This window comes from Enterobacter sp. R-25 (genome assembly GCF_049913205.1).
Classification (GTDB): domain Bacteria; phylum Pseudomonadota; class Gammaproteobacteria; order Enterobacterales; family Enterobacteriaceae; genus Enterobacter; species Enterobacter ludwigii.
In genome coordinates this window covers 4,222,050-4,237,513 of the sequence record NZ_CP183982.1, presented here as the reverse complement: position 1 = coordinate 4,237,513, position 15,464 = coordinate 4,222,050, and the positions used below count along the sequence as shown (strand labels likewise).

The 15,464-nt window shown below is 53.7% G+C and carries 11 protein-coding genes; 7 read left to right on the top strand and 4 right to left on the bottom strand.

Annotated elements, in window-relative coordinates; genetic code table 11:
- Positions 1–2 precede the first annotated feature (2 nt).
- The gene (locus ACN9MQ_RS20195; RefSeq protein ID WP_136342246.1) at positions 3–305 is read right to left on the bottom strand and encodes a hypothetical protein; all 303 of its coding nucleotides are present in this window, start codon (positions 303–305) and stop codon (positions 3–5) included.
- Here ACN9MQ_RS20195 and sspA point away from each other — a divergent pair.
- From sspA to ACN9MQ_RS20165, 6 genes are all read left to right on the top strand, one after another.
- A complete protein-coding gene (gene sspA, locus ACN9MQ_RS20190; protein ID WP_014071978.1) occupies positions 304–942 on the top strand; it encodes a stringent starvation protein SspA in 639 nt (212 codons plus the stop codon). The two genes, ACN9MQ_RS20195 and sspA, sit on opposite strands and share 2 nt — an antisense overlap.
- Before the next feature lie 5 nt (positions 943–947).
- Positions 948–1,439, top strand: coding sequence for a ClpXP protease specificity-enhancing factor (gene sspB, locus ACN9MQ_RS20185; RefSeq protein WP_025202910.1), 492 nt, complete (start codon positions 948–950; stop codon positions 1,437–1,439).
- A 380-nt stretch (positions 1,440–1,819) separates the two neighbouring features.
- Positions 1,820–2,503 carry a DUF1120 domain-containing protein gene (locus ACN9MQ_RS20180; protein WP_032679063.1) on the top strand — a complete coding sequence of 228 codons (684 nt, stop codon included), beginning with the start codon at positions 1,820–1,822 and terminating at the stop codon, positions 2,501–2,503.
- 120 nt (positions 2,504–2,623) lie between these two features.
- Positions 2,624–3,328, top strand: coding sequence for a fimbria/pilus chaperone family protein (locus ACN9MQ_RS20175; protein WP_014171838.1), 705 nt, complete (start codon positions 2,624–2,626; stop codon positions 3,326–3,328).
- A 9-nt stretch (positions 3,329–3,337) separates the two neighbouring features.
- On the top strand, positions 3,338–5,758 hold the full coding sequence (locus ACN9MQ_RS20170) for a fimbrial biogenesis usher protein (protein WP_426021132.1): 2,421 nt from the start codon (positions 3,338–3,340) through the stop codon (positions 5,756–5,758).
- Positions 5,755–6,315, top strand: a complete 561-nt coding sequence (locus ACN9MQ_RS20165) for a hypothetical protein (protein WP_426021133.1) — start codon at positions 5,755–5,757, stop codon at positions 6,313–6,315. The genes ACN9MQ_RS20170 and ACN9MQ_RS20165 overlap by 4 nt, the downstream gene beginning before the upstream one ends.
- 105 nt (positions 6,316–6,420) lie before the next feature.
- Here the strand turns inward: ACN9MQ_RS20165 and ACN9MQ_RS20160 are convergent, their stop codons facing one another.
- Both ACN9MQ_RS20160 and gltB read right to left on the bottom strand, forming a co-directional pair.
- Positions 6,421–7,839, bottom strand: a complete 1,419-nt coding sequence (locus tag ACN9MQ_RS20160) for a glutamate synthase small subunit (RefSeq protein WP_014171835.1) — start codon at positions 7,837–7,839, stop codon at positions 6,421–6,423.
- 9 nt (positions 7,840–7,848) lie between these two features.
- Positions 7,849–12,309: a glutamate synthase large subunit gene (gene gltB, locus ACN9MQ_RS20155; RefSeq protein ID WP_032679060.1), complete on the bottom strand. Its 4,461-nt coding sequence runs from the start codon at positions 12,307–12,309 to the stop codon at positions 7,849–7,851.
- A 682-nt stretch (positions 12,310–12,991) separates the two neighbouring features.
- On the opposite strand from gltB, the gene ACN9MQ_RS20150 reads away from it, so the two are divergent.
- The gene (locus ACN9MQ_RS20150) at positions 12,992–13,933 is read left to right on the top strand and encodes a TIGR01212 family radical SAM protein (protein ID WP_121339897.1); all 942 of its coding nucleotides are present in this window, start codon (positions 12,992–12,994) and stop codon (positions 13,931–13,933) included.
- Here ACN9MQ_RS20150 and ACN9MQ_RS20145 read toward each other — a convergent pair.
- Positions 13,913–15,415 carry a helicase HerA-like C-terminal domain-containing protein gene (locus ACN9MQ_RS20145; protein WP_025202916.1) on the bottom strand — a complete coding sequence of 501 codons (1,503 nt, stop codon included), beginning with the start codon at positions 15,413–15,415 and terminating at the stop codon, positions 13,913–13,915. The two genes, ACN9MQ_RS20150 and ACN9MQ_RS20145, sit on opposite strands and share 21 nt — an antisense overlap.
- Positions 15,416–15,464: the final 49 nt, after the last annotated feature.

Here is a 15,464-nt window from a genome sequence, read left to right as displayed (position 1 = left end):
GCTTACGCAGAAACGATTGGCGAAAAACCCGCTTCGGCGGGTTTTTTTTTATGGATAATGTGCAGGTTATCCACAGCATCACTGCATATATCTTCTCTTTTTCCACATTTCCAGAATCCCCTCACCACAAAGCCATCAAAATCTGGTAAACTATCATCCAATTTTCTGCCCAAATATCGGTGAATACTCGTTTTTTGTTCGATTCTTGAACAATGTGTTTTCTCTGGGATGGGCGATACAACATCTGGCTGGCCCTGTTTGGGCTGGTAGCAGTAAAAATTCTGAATATACCTGGAGGTTTTCATGGCTGTCGCTGCCAACAAACGTTCGGTAATGACGCTGTTTTCTGGTCCTACTGACATTTATAGCCATCAGGTTCGTATCGTGCTGGCCGAGAAGGGTGTCAGTTTTGAGATCGAGCATGTGGAAAAGGATAACCCGCCTCAGGATCTGATCGATCTCAACCCGAGCCAAAGCGTACCGACGCTGGTGGATCGCGAGCTGACCCTGTGGGAATCCCGTATCATTATGGAATATCTGGATGAGCGTTTCCCGCATCCACCACTGATGCCTGTTTACCCTGTTGCACGTGGTGAAAGCCGCCTGTACATGCAGCGTATCGAAAAAGACTGGTACACGCTGATGAACGTTATCGTCAACGGTTCCTCTTCTGAAGCAGACGCTGCACGCAAGCAACTGCGTGAAGAGCTGCTGGCGATTGCCCCTGTGTTTGGTCAGAAACCATTCTTCCTGAGCGATGAGTTCAGCCTGGTAGATTGCTACCTGGCGCCGTTGCTGTGGCGTCTGCCAACCCTGGGCGTAGAGTTCAGCGGTCCGGGCGCGAAAGAGCTGAAGGGCTACATGACTCGCGTATTTGAACGCGATTCTTTCCTGGCATCTTTAACTGAACCGGAACGTGAAATGCGTCTCGGCCGAGGCTAATGACTGTGGAAATGTCACAACTTACCCCACGCCGTCCGTATCTGCTGCGCGCCTTCTATGAATGGCTGCTGGATAACCAGCTCACGCCGCACCTGGTTGTGGATGTGACGTTGCCGGGCGTGCAGGTTCCTATGGAATATGCACGTGACGGGCAGATCGTACTGAACATCGCGCCGCGCGCGGTGGGTAACCTTGAACTGGCCAACGACGAAGTGCGCTTTAACGCGCGTTTCGGCGGTGTGCCGCGTCAGGTTTCTGTACCGCTGGCTGCGGTGCTGGCGATTTATGCGCGTGAAAACGGTGCAGGCACTATGTTTGAGCCGGAAGCGGCTTATGACGAGGATGTTGTCGGCCTGAATGACGAAAACGGCGCTTCGGAAAACGAAAGCGAAACGCTGATGTCGGTCATTGAGGGTGACAAGCCCGATCACAATGACGATCCTGATGACGATCCGCCGCCGCGCGGAGGCCGTCCGGCACTGCGCGTTGTGAAGTAGTAAAAGCATTTTTATCGACTATCCAGTTAGTTATTCAGACTAGCTGGATTTTTTTTATGTCTTTTTATGTCAAAACGTTTAATAAAGTAAATCATATACATCCCTTCTTTTTTGCTTGCCCCCACCGTTCGGATAATTTCAAGCTATATCTCCGCTGAATATAATATGTCGTTTTAAAGCTATATACACTCTTATAAATAAATATCACTTATTGATAACGTTATTCTAAATCCATAAATTAATTTTTCTAAATTGCTTGTATTTATAAAGATTATATTATCTACGCATGCTCTCAAGCATGACGATAAACAGTATGGGGTAAATTTATTTATCCCTGCTGTATTTAATATTGCAATTACTCATATGTTAAGGAATAACAAGTGAAAAAGGTTTTACTCGCTACTGCGCTCTCTCTGTGTGTGACATCCGCTTTTGCGGCTAACCCAACTGCCGTTCTGAAAGTCAAAGGTACGCTGACTAATTCAGCCTGTACGCCTCAGTTAAGCAACGGCGGAACGGTTGACTACGGCACAGTTAGTTTGGGTGGTTTAAGCTCAACGGCAGTTAACCAGCTGGGCCAGAAAGACATCGATCTGACTATTACCTGCACCGCAGCAACAAAAGTGTCCTGGAATATGATTGACGATCGCGCTGATTCTAACGCGAAACTCACCGTTGAGAATGGCATGTTTGGTGGTGGTTCTAATTCGTCTGAAAGCCAGACTTACGGTGTAGGTAAAACAACAGGTGCAACACCAGTGAACATCGGAACATACTCGCTGTTCGTTAAAACTGACAGCGTAATGGCTGACGGCGCTAAAGTTGACCCAATTTACCAGCAGAATGCTACCGGTAACTGGTCGAAGAGCACCAACGGTACAACTCAGGGCGATAACTATCGTGATTTCACCGTTGCGACTGTTGGCACCCTGGCTCCACTGGCGTTCCAGACCGCAACCTTCCCACTGGTGACCTCTCTGGCGATCCAGGATACCACCACGCTGGCGATCACTGATGACACCCAGCTTGATGGTCAGGTGACTATCAGCCTGCGTTATCTGTAAGACTTTTAATCGAGTAAACGTAATTTAATTAACCGGAGAGTAAATGCGCTGCATTTACTCTCTTTTTAACGGCGCGATAAACATGGACTGTTCTGTTGTTGCTTTCAAGGAGATATTATTATGCATTGTTTAAAATCCACTTTATTTAACACGCTTATTACTGCCGCGTTATTATCTGCCAGTGTTGCTGTACATGCAGAAGGCATGGTGCCTGAAACCAGTCTGTTAATCATTGATGAAGCGACGCACAGTGGAACGATTAACGTCAAGAATACCGATTCGCATCCTTCACTTTTATATACAAATGTCGTTGACCTGCCGGACGATACTGGTCTTAAGCTTATTGCAACGCAGCCGGTGGTACGTCTTGAGCCAGGTCAGACGCAGCAGCTGCGCTTTATTCTTCAGAACAAACAGCCATTGGATGTAGAGCATTATAAACGCGTCACATTCGACGGTATTCCGCCTAAAAACGATGATAAAAAAATAAAGATTGGCATTAACATTCGCCAGGATATCCCCGTGCTTATTCGTCCGGCATCCCTGGGAGTGGTCACTGATGCCTGGAAGTTCCTGAAGTGGTCCTCAAACGGCACGTCCGTCACCGTGAACAATCCCAGCAAATATGTGGTCCGTCTTGGGCAGAACGTGATGCTGCTGCCTTCAGGTGTGAGTGCCTCTCTGTCCAAAACCTACATTCTTCCTGGCGAAACGCTAACGGCTGATATGAGTAAGAAAGTCAGCGGTGACAGCAGCGTTAAGTTTTTCCCGGCCAGCCGCTATGGCGTTGAGGTACCGAGCTTTACGTCGGAATTAAATAAATAAAATAGGGATATGACGGTGAGTAAACAAAGCCGCCTTGCACTTTGTGTCCGCGCCATTCTTTGCGGCACATTACCTCTGGTGTTACTTGATTCAACATCCGTTCTGGCGAGGGAGGTCACCTTCGACACGGGGATAATGCAAACGCTGGGGTTGAATAAAGATCTCAACCATTACTTCGCAGAAGCACCGCGCTTTTTACCCGGAACCCACTCCGTTTCGGTGAAGGTCAACGGGAAAGAGCGGGGAATGGCTGCAGTTCGTTTCAACAAAGATGGCATGCTTTGCTTTGATAACGATCTCATGGAGTTTGCTGGGCTGATGCCTGTGTCAATAAAGTCCGGTGAGGAGTGTCATGATATTCGGGATAACTATCCTAAAGCCGTCATCAACGCCTTGCCTAACCAGGAGGCCGTTGAACTCTATCTGCCAGCTGAAGCGGTGAACAGTCTGTCGTCGGATATCAAAAACTTCCAGCATGGTGGAACGGCGGCGTTGCTGAACTATTCATTGTTCAGCACCCATAACGACTATGGTGACAATGACAGCAGTCGCTACTCTCAGGCCAGCCTGGAAGCCGGATTCAACACGATGGACTGGGCGCTGCGCAGCCGTTATATCCTGACGGATGACGACGGTAGCCGAAATGCCGAAAGCATTTACACCTATGCAGAGCATGTCTTTACCGCGCAAAAAATGACGATGCAGGTGGGTGAAATCAACGCCATGTCCAACGTGTTGAGCGGGGTGCCGATTACCGGCGTTCAGTTTATGCCGACCAGCGGTCTGGCGAGAGCAAGCTCTGGCGTGAGCGTTTCCGGTATTGCCCAGTCTTCCCAGGCACGTGTCGAAATCCGCCAGAACGGTCAACTGGTCTTCAGTACCCTTGTGCCAGCCGGCCCCTTCACGCTGGATGACGTGCCCGTGGTTCGCAACAATGTGGATCTGGACGTCTCAGTGGTGGAATCCGACGGCGCAACTAACCGTTTCATCGTCCCGGCTTCTCAGGTAAGGGCACGCAACCTTTCACGCCCGCAGGGTCTAACCCTTTCTGTAGGTCAGGTGCGCAGCATTGACAGCGATTATAACGATCCGCTGGTGATGAACATCTCTGACGGCTGGCGTGTCTCTCCGTGGATGAATCTCCTGGCTTCAGGTGCCGCTGCGGAAAACTATCAGGCGGCAGGCGGCAGGACAGAGTTCCTGATAAGCGATGACTGGACCCTTTCAACGGGTGCGGCAGTCAGCAATGCGAGCTTTAGTGACAGCAGCAGCGGGGTAAAAACCGAGCTGCAAAGTGATTACATCCTGAACGAGTACGTCGGTCTTTCAGGCAGTGCGACGCATTACAGCGGAGAGTATCGCGAACTGGCTGATGCGATGGACGATGATTATCAGGGATATGACAACACCTATTCCGGCAACGTTCGTTTCTCCTCCCCTCTGGCGGGGGTGTTTAGCGCAGGGTTCAACTACAACCAGACCAGCGGTGACGGTGAAGATTCACGTTACCTCTTGCTGTCATGGGGCAAGACCTTTACGTACGCGTCAGTATCCATGAACTGGCAAAGTGCGGTCGGTAATGTCGATGACGATCAGGACAATGAGATGTTCTACGTCAACGTGAGCATCCCGCTCGGCGGCAGTCAGTCCATCAGTACCTATATGCGTAAACAGGGTGATAGCACCTCCTATGGCGCGTCTAACAGCGGCTCGCTGGGAGACAATACGAACTATTACATCTCAGCCGATCGCGATCAGGATTCGAAAGACAACAGCTTCAACGGCAACATCAACACTAACCTTCGCTATACGCAACTGAGCGTGGGGGGCGGAACCAGTGGGGATAATCAGCGGAACTACAATGCGACATTGTCGGGTGGCGTGGCCATGCATAAAGAGGGTGTGACTTTCTCGCCATATACGATTCAGGACACCTTCGCGATTGCCAGACTGAGCGAGAAGAAGAGCGGCGTTGAAATCTCCACTCCGCAAGGTACCGTCTGGACCGATCCATGGGGCCAGGCCGTGGTACCTTCACTCAACGAATGGCATAACTCCCGCATAGAAATTGATGCTAATAAGCTGCCGCAGAGTATGACGCTGGCTAACGGCACGAAATATATTGCCGCAGGCCATGCCTCGGTCAGCGAGATTGATTTCAAAGTACTTAACAGCCGCCGCGTCATGCTAAGCGTTAAGCAGGCTGACGGTCAGCCCCTGAGTAAAGGGATCTCGATTGTTGATGAGAAAGGTAACTATATCGTGACCACGGTTGATGATGGCCACGTCTTTATTAACGATGCCGATCAGCTGAGTGCGCTGTACGCGCTAGACGGTGACAATAACCGACTGTGTAAGATTGATTACACCCTGGCTGATAAGCGTGACGAAAATGCCTTCTATGAAGAAGTGAACGGAGTCTGCCGATGAACAGTCGACACTTATCGGGCTTAGTGGCCTTGCTGATGCTCGGTGTGACAGGAATAACCCATGCTGAAGAGTGCCAGCTCAGTCTCTCACAGCTGGTGGTGGATTATCACGAGATGCGCCGGGATACGATCGAAACGACGCAGCAGGACTGGCATAAAATGGCCGATCGTGACATCACGGTAAATGTTTTTTGCCCTCAGTCTCAGCAGATGGCGGTGATACTGCGCGGTACAGCGGGAGATAAGGGGCGGTTTCTTTTTGGGCAGTCCGGCGGTGTCGCAGTCAAAATTGACAACATGACCGTCGATGGCAAAAGTTACACCGTGGGTAAAACGGTCGATCAGCTGAATTTTACGCCGGAAAACGGTACACCGACGCCGTTCTATCTGCGTAATAACGAGGCGGTGATTGCGCTTGAGAATAACCAGGTTCCTTCCGGCCAGCAGATGAGTTTCAACGTAACGCTCTCACCGGTTCTCAACGAAAGCGCGTTCAGCCATCTGACAGATCAAACTACGCTGGAAAGTGATTTGACCTGGAGCTTATTGACGAAGTAACCCTTCTTTTTGCGGCACCACAGAAAAGCGGAGCTGCAGGGGGAGAATCAACGGCGGTTAGCCGCATAAAAAAAGCCGGATGGTATTTGCCATCCGGCTTATTTTTTACACTTCCAGGTAATTCAGAATACCGTCAGCGGCTTTACGGCCTTCGGCAATCGCGGTAACGACCAGGTCGGAACCGCGAACGATATCACCGCCAGCAAAGATTTTCGGGTTGCTGGTCTGGAACGCGTTTTCGTTGCCTTCCGGCGCAATAACACGACCCTGAGAGTCCAGCTCTACGCTGTGCTTCGCCAGCCACTCCATGCTGTGAGGACGGAAACCGAACGCCATTACTACGGCATCGGCCGGGATCACATGCTCGGAGCCTGCCACGATCTCTGCGCGACGACGACCTTTCGCATCCGGCGCACCCATCTCAGTGCGCGCCATTTTCACGCCGCTCACTTTGCCGTTGGCATTCACTTCAATACCCAGAGGCTGGATGTTGAACTGGAATTCCACACCCTCTTCACGCGCGTTTTTCACTTCGCGTTTAGAGCCCGGCATGTTCTCTTCGTCACGACGATAGGCGCAGATCACGTGTGCCGCATTCTGGCGAATGGAGGTACGCACGCAGTCCATCGCGGTATCACCCCCGCCCAGCACCACCACGCGTTTGCCTTCCATGCTGACATACGGCTCATCGGCGGTTTCGCCATAGCCCATGATCTGTTTGGTATTGGCAATCAGGAACGGCAGTGCGTCGAATACGCCCGGCGCATCTTCGTTTTCCAGACCACCGCGCATGGACTGATAGGTTCCCACGCCCAGGAAGACGGCGTCGTAATCCTTCAGCAGGTCGTCGAGCTGCACGTCGCGACCGACTTCCACGTTCAGTTTGAACTCAATACCCATACCGGTGAAGATTTCACGGCGGCGGGTCATGACCTCTTTTTCCAGCTTGAAGGCCGGAATACCGAAGGTCAGCAGACCGCCGATTTCCGGATGGCGGTCAAAGACCACCGCCTTCACGCCGTTACGGGTCAGAACGTCCGCACAGGCCAGGCCCGCCGGGCCCGCACCGATGATCGCCACACGCTTGTCGGTTTGCTTCACGCCGGTCATATCCGGACGCCAGCCCATTTCGAAGGCTTTATCGTTGATATAGCGTTCGATATTACCGATGGTCACCGCGCCAAATTCGTCGTTCAGCGTACAGGAACCTTCACACAGACGGTCCTGAGGACACACGCGGCCGCATACTTCCGGCAGGGTGTTTGTCTGGTGAGACAGCTCGGCAGCTTCAAAAATACGTCCTTCGTTGGCCAGTTTCAGCCAGTTCGGGATGTAGTTATGGACCGGACATTTCCATTCGCAGTAAGGGTTACCGCAGGACAGGCAGCGGTCTGCCTGTGCTTTGGCCTGGCCTTCTGAAAACGGCTCATAGATTTCTACAAATTCAATTTTACGGATCTTCAGCGGTTTCTTTGGCGGATCAACACGCTGCAGGTCGATAAACTGGTATACGTTCTGGCTCATCTGAATTCCTTACTGCGCCTGCACACGCAGCTCTGCTGCGCTACGACTACGGTGACCCAACAGGGCTTTAACATCGCTGGACTTCGGTTTAACCAGCGCGAATTTCGCAGAGAACGCCGGCCAGTTGGCCAGGATCTCTTCGCCGCGCGAAGAACCGGTATGCTGCACGTGTTCGGTAATCAAACCGCGCAGGTGTTCTTCGTGGATAGCCAGCGTTTCAACGTCCAGCACTTCCACCAGTTCAGGGTTCACGCGTTTGCGGAACTCACCGTCTTCATCCAGGACGTAAGCAAAACCGCCCGTCATGCCTGCGCCAAAGTTCACGCCGGTTTTACCCAGGACGCACACAATCCCGCCCGTCATGTATTCACAACCGTTATCACCGATACCTTCAACTACGGTGATGGCACCGGAGTTACGTACGGCAAAACGTTCACCTGCACGACCCGCTGCAAACAGACGACCGCCGGTCGCGCCGTACAGACAGGTGTTACCGATGATGCTGGCATCGCAGCTACGGAAGGCTGAACCGACCGGCGGACGCACCGCCAGCAGACCACCCGCCATGCCTTTACCGACATAGTCGTTGGCATCACCGGTCAGATACAGTTCAACGCCGCCGGCGTTCCACACGCCGAAGCTCTGACCCGCGGTACCGCTGAAGTGCGCGGTAATCGGGTCGGCCGCCAGGCCCTGGTCACCGTGCGTTTGCGCGATGTAACCGGAAAGCGATGCACCGACAGAACGGTCAGTGTTGCGAATATCAAACCAGAACGTTTTGCTCTGCTTGTCATCCACGTACGGCTTCGCTTGCTGCAGCAGCTGCGCGTTCAGCACGCCATTGTCGAACGGCGGGTTATTCTCGGTGCAGTAGACCGCTTTGCCAGGATGTGGCTCGGCAGTTTCCAGCAACTTAGACAGCTCAAGCTTCTGCTGTTTGGCTGTGAAGCCTTCCAGCTCTTTGAGCAGGTCGGTACGGCCAATCAGATCCACCAGGCGTTTCACGCCCAGCTGTGCCATCAGCTCACGGGTTTCGCGGGCGATGAAATCAAAGTAGTTCGTCACTTTGAACGGCAGGCCGTGGTAATGGTTCTTACGCAGCTTCTCGTCCTGGGTTGCAACACCGGTTGCACAGTTGTTCAGGTGGCAAATACGCAGGTATTTACAGCCGAGCGCGACCATAGGGCCCGTGCCGAAACCAAAGCTTTCCGCACCCAGAATCGCCGCCTTGATGATGTCGAGGCCGGTTTTCAGGCCGCCATCCACCTGCAGACGGATCTTATGACGCAGACCGTTAGCCACCAGCGCCTGCTGGGTTTCCACCAGGCCAAGCTCCCACGGACAGCCCGCGTATTTCACGGAGGAGAGTGGGCTTGCCCCGGTACCACCGTCATAACCGGCGATGGTGATCAGGTCCGCATAGGCTTTTGCCACACCGGTCGCGATGGTGCCAACGCCCGGTTCGGAAACCAGCTTCACGGAGATCATCGCTTTCGGGTTGACCTGTTTCAGGTCGAAAATCAGCTGCGCCAGATCCTCGATAGAATAAATATCGTGATGCGGTGGCGGAGAAATCAGCGTCACACCCGGTACGGAGTAGCGTAATTTGGCGATATACGGCGTGACTTTATCACCCGGTAACTGGCCGCCTTCGCCCGGTTTTGCACCCTGAGCGACTTTAATCTGAATCACGTCGGCGTTAACCAGATACGCTGGCGTGACGCCAAAGCGACCGGATGCAACCTGCTTGATACGTGAGACTTTGTTGGTGCCATAACGGGCAGGGTCTTCACCACCTTCACCGGAGTTTGAATTGCCGCCGATGCTGTTCATCGCTTCAGCCAGCGCTTCGTGAGCTTCCGGGCTGAGCGCACCGATGGACATTGCCGCGGTGTCAAAGCGTTTAAACAGTTCAGTGGCAGGCTCAACGTCGTCAATGCTGACGGCTTCATCACCCGGGTTCAGCGCCAGCAGGTCGCGCAGCGTCGCCGCCGGACGGCTGTTCACCAGTTCAGCATACTGCTGGTAATCGCTGTACTCGCCGCTCTGAACGGCCTGTTGCAGCGTACGCACCACGTCCGGGTTATAAGCGTGATATTCACCGCCGTGGACATACTTCAGCAGACCACCTTGATCCAGCGGCTTACGTGCCAGCCAGGCGCGTTTCGACAGGTTCATCAGATCCTGCTGGAAGTCAGCGAATCCGGCACCGCCGATACGGCTGATAACACCCTGGAAGCAAAGTGTCGCCACGTCGTCATGCAGACCGACCGCTTCAAACAGCTTCGAGCAGCGGTAGGAGGCGATGGTCGAGATGCCCATTTTGGACATGATTTTGTACAGGCCTTTGTTGATGCCGTTACGGTAGTTCAGCATCACCGTGCGGTAATCTTTGTCGATAGCACGGGTATCCACGAGACGCGCCAGCGTTTCGTAGGCCAGGTACGGGTAAATAGCCGTCGCACCAAAGCCTAACAGCACGGCAAAGTGGTGCGGATCGCGGGCGCTGGCGGTTTCAACAATGATGTTGGCGTCGCAGCGCAGGCTCTTATCGACCAGACGCGTCTGGATAGCACCTACCGCCATTGGGGCCGGTACCGGCAGACGGTTTTTCGCAATATTGCGGTCAGAGAGCACCAGCAGAACGGTACCGTTACGCACCATCTGTTCCGCTTTGTCACACAGCGCATTCACCGTCTCTTCGAGGGTCGCTTCGGTCACGTCGAAAGTGATATCGAGCGTGTCGGCGCGGTAGTGATCCTCTTTCAGGGTGGTGAGCTGTTTGAAATCAGAGTACAGCAGGATCGGCGATTTAAAGGTCAGGCGGTGCGCCTGGCCTTCAGCTTCGCAGAAGACGTTCATCTCGCGACCGATGCTGGTGGCCAGTGACATCACGTGTGCTTCACGCAGCGGATCGATTGGCGGATTGGTCACCTGCGCAAACTGCTGACGGAAGTAATCATAAATGATGCGTGGCTGGCTGGAGAGCACGGCAAACGGGGTATCGTCACCCATGGAGCCGACCGCTTCCTGGCCATTTTCACCGAGTACGCGGATCACGGAATCCAGCTCTTCGGCGCTGTAGTTAAACTGTTTCTGGAAGCTGGCGAGCGTATCGTCGTCCAGCTCACGACTGCCCACTTCTTCATCCGGCAGATCTTCGAATGGCACCAGGCGACGAACGTTTTTCTCCATCCACTCTTTGTACGGATGGCGGCTCTTCAGATCGTTATCGGTTTCAGCAGAGTGCAGAATGCGCCCACCGCGGGTGTCGATAACCATCAGCTCGCCCGGGCCAACGCGGCCTTTCTCAACCACTTCGTCAGGCTGGTAATCCCAGATACCGACTTCAGAGGCGCAGGTGATGAGCTTATCTTTGGTGATGACGTAGCGTGCCGGACGCAGACCGTTACGGTCCAGGTTACAGGCAGCAAAGCGACCGTCGGACATAACGATGCCCGCCGGGCCATCCCACGGCTCCATGTGCATGGAGTTAAAGTCGAAGAACGCGCGCAGCTCTGGATCCATATCCGGGTTGTTCTGCCATGCCGGTGGCACGAGCAGACGCATGGCGCGCACGATATCCATACCGCCTGCCAGCAGCAGCTCCAGCATGTTATCCATGGAGCTGGAGTCAGAACCGGTTTCGTTAACGAACGGCGCGGCATCGTGCAGGTCAGGGATCAGTGGCGTCTGGAACTTATAGGTACGAGCACGCGCCCACTGGCGGTTACCGGTAATGGTATTGATCTCGCCGTTGTGCGCCAGGTAGCGGAACGGCTGCGCCAGCGGCCAGCGAGGGACGGTGTTGGTGGAGAAGCGCTGGTGGAAGAGGCAGATGGCCGATTCCAGACGCAGGTCCGCCAGGTCCAGGTAGAAGCGCGGCAGGTCAGCTGGCATACACAGACCTTTATAGATGTTCACCAGGTTAGAGAGGCTACAGACGTAGAACTCTTTGTCGTCCTGGAGACGTTTTTCAATGCGACGACGGGCGATAAACAGACGGCGTTCCATATCACGCGGACGCCAGCCCGCAGGGGCATTAACAAAAATCTGTTCAATTCGAGGCAGCGAGGAGAGGGCGATTTCGCCGAGTACCCCTTCGTTGGTTGGCACATCGCGCCAGCCAACAATAGACAGGGTTTCACGTTGAAGTTCTTCTTCGACGATGCGGCGTGAGGCGGCAGCTTTTTCAGGATCCTGATTCAGGAACAGCATACCGACAGCGTAGTTTTTGGCTAAACGCCAGCCGCGCTCTTCCGCAACGATACGGAAGAAACGATCCGGTTTTTGCAGCAGCAGACCGCAACCGTCGCCGGTTTTACCATCAGCAAGGATGGCACCACGGTGCTGCATGCGGGCCAGTGCGTGAATAGCAGTACGCACTACCTTGTGGCTAGGTTCGCCTTCTATGTGGGCGATCAGGCCGAAACCACAGTTATCCTTCTCAAGGGATTTATCGTACAACATATCAGTGAACCTCCCCAGGCTCGTCGGGCTTCCCACTGAACCGTGGCGCACAGGCACAGAAAGAGCATGGCGACGGGGTTTGCGTTTCATACGCGTACCTCGCATTCGCCCTCTTTTTCATCCTTTCGCGCAGGTAAACAAGTTTGAGGACTTGCTTCAGAGGGAATCTCAATTACTGCATAAATATGATGAGCAGGCTGCTCATCCAGAAAGCTTCCAGCGGATTTCCAACTTATCGGGAATTGGTACACAGGTCAAATGGCAATCTTATTTATACAAAAATGTGCTAAAGAGCTATTAACTATTTGTATATAAAAGAAATTCAACTCTATTTACAACGTTTGTAAGCTGTGGTGAGACGCAGCGGAGTGTGATCTGACTCACTATATGAAAGCGGTATTATCGATGTAGCGTGCTGAATAGCCGTTTTTTAGCAGAATAATTCTCTACGATGAAATGCAAACCCGCATAAAGTCACTGTTTTTCAGTGCTGACGCTATAAGTGAAAAAAACAATCAGAACATAAGGAAAAGTAATCACAACTGGCGTGAATGAAATTGCAGTAATCCTGAGTATTTATTCATAGAGATAAAGGCCGTCCAGGGCGATTGATCCAGGTCATCGCCGACAGAGGCTAAAAATGGCAGGCTTGTCCCCTTTCTTTGGGACGGTCTACCAGATTATGCAGTTACAGAAATTAGTCAATATGTTTGGTGGGGATCTTTTGCAGCGTTACGGGCAAAAGGTTCACAAGCTGACGCTGCATGGCGGTTTTAGCTGCCCGAACCGTGACGGGACGATCGGGCGCGGGGGCTGTACTTTCTGTAATGTGGCGTCTTTTGCTGACGAAGCGCAGCAGCATCATTCCATCGTCGAACAGCTGTCCCATCAGGCGAGTCTGGTCAACCGTGCGAAACAGTATCTGGCCTATTTCCAGGCCTACACCAGCACATGGGCGGAAGTACAGGTCTTGCGCTCCATGTATCAGCAGGCGGTAAGTCAGGCCAGTATCGTAGGGCTGTGTGTGGGCACCCGCCCGGACTGCGTGCCGGAAGCGGTACTGGACCTGCTCAGCGAGTACAAGGAGCAAGGGTATGAGATCTGGCTGGAGCTGGGCCTGCAAAGTGCGCACGACAAAACTCTGCACCGCATCAACCGTGGACATGATTTCGCCTGTTACCAGCGCACCACACGTCTCGCGCGTGAGCGTGGGCTAAAGGTGTGCTCGCACCTGATTGTCGGCCTGCCTGGCGAAGGGCAGCAGCACGGTCTTGAGACACTGGAAAAGGTGGTCGAGACCGGTGTGGACGGAATTAAGCTGCATCCACTGCACATCGTAAAGGGCAGTATCATGGCCAAAGCCTGGGAAGCAGGGCGCTTAACCGGTATTGAGCTTGATGCGTATACGATGACGGCGGGGGAGATGATTCGGCACACCCCGCCGGAGATTGTCTACCACCGCATCTCCGCCAGCGCCCGCCGTCCAACGCTTCTTGCACCGCTCTGGTGTGAGAACCGCTGGACGGGGATGGTGGAAATCGACCGTTATCTGCAAGAGCACGGCGTACAGGGGTCGGCGCTTGGTCGCCCCTGGGTTCCCCGCTTACCGGCGACGACCGCCTAACAGGCTCCCCAGCATGCCGCGTACAATCTGATTCGTGACCTGACGCGCTGCACTTTTCGCCATGGTCTGCACGACGCCATCGCGTTTGCCGCCGCGTGGTCCGGTTGTACCAAACAGGATATCCTTAAGCCCGCCCAGGATGCCGTCGTCCACGGCAACAGACTGGCCTTTGGCGGCAGGCGCGTCCTGGGATTCGGTGGTGGCCTGTACCCCTTTTTGCAGCATCTCGAATGCCGACTCGCGATCCACGTCGTCCTCATACTTACCATACAGCGGGGAGCGGTTAATCAGGCCGTTGCGTTCATCGTCCGTCACGGGTCCCATCCGGGAGCAAGGGGCAATCACCATTGCGCGCTCCACAACGGACGGGCTGCCTTTTGCATCCAGGAAAGAGATAAGCGCTTCACCGGTGCCCAACGCCTGGATGGCCGCTTCGGTATCAAATGCCGGGTTCGCTCGCATGGTTTGTGCGGCGGCTTTAACGGCCTTCTGATCTTTCGGCGTAAAGGCGCGCAGGGCATGCTGTACGCGGTTGCCAAGCTGTCCCAGCACGTTGTCAGGAATATCGGACGGGTTTTGCGAAACAAACCAGACGCCGACGCCTTTAGAGCGGATCAGGCGGATCACCTGTTCAATCTTATCCAGAAGAACCTGTGGCGCATCGTTAAACAGCAGGTGCGCTTCGTCGAAGAAGAAGACCAGCTTGGGTTTGTCGAGATCGCCGGCTTCAGGTAACTGCTCGTACAGTTCAGAGAGCATCCACAGCAGGCTGGCGGCGTAGAGCTTCGGCATCTGGTAAAGCTTCTCTGAGCTCAGAATATTGATGATGCCTTTCCCGTTGCTGTCGGTGCGCATCCAGTCCTTGATATCCAGCATCGGCTCGCCAAAGAAATGTTCGGCACCCTGTTGCTCCAGGGTCAGTAACCCGCGCTGGATGGCCCCGACGGAGGCGCTGCTGATATTACCGTACTGGTTCTGGAACGATTTGGCGTTATCACCGATGTACTGGGTAATGGCCCGCAGATCTTTGAAATCAAGCAGCAGAAGACCCTGGTCGTCGGCAATACGGAAGATGATGTTCAGCACACCGGACTGCACGTCGTTGAGGTTGAGCAGACGAGCCAGCAGCAGCGGACCGAGATCAGAGACGGTTGCACGTACCGGGTGACCTTTCTCACCAAAGATATCCCATAACACGACCGGATTGTTGTGCGGTGTCCAGTCCGTGATGCCGATATTTTTGAGTCGGTCGAGCAGTTTTTCGGACGGAGTGCCTTCCTGAGCCACACCGGTTAAATCGCCTTTTACATCGGCCATAAAGACCGGTACGCCAATCTCTGAAAGCGACTCTGCCAGCTTCTGCAGGGTCACGGTTTTCCCCGTCCCGGTGGCCCCGGTGATGAGACCGTGGCGGTTGGCCATCGCGGGCAGTAAAAACAGCTCTTTGTCCAGCGTGCGGGCAATTAACAATGGTGTACTCATAATGCGCTTCCTCTCTTAGTCCTCGGTCGAGTATAGGCAACCTGACGGC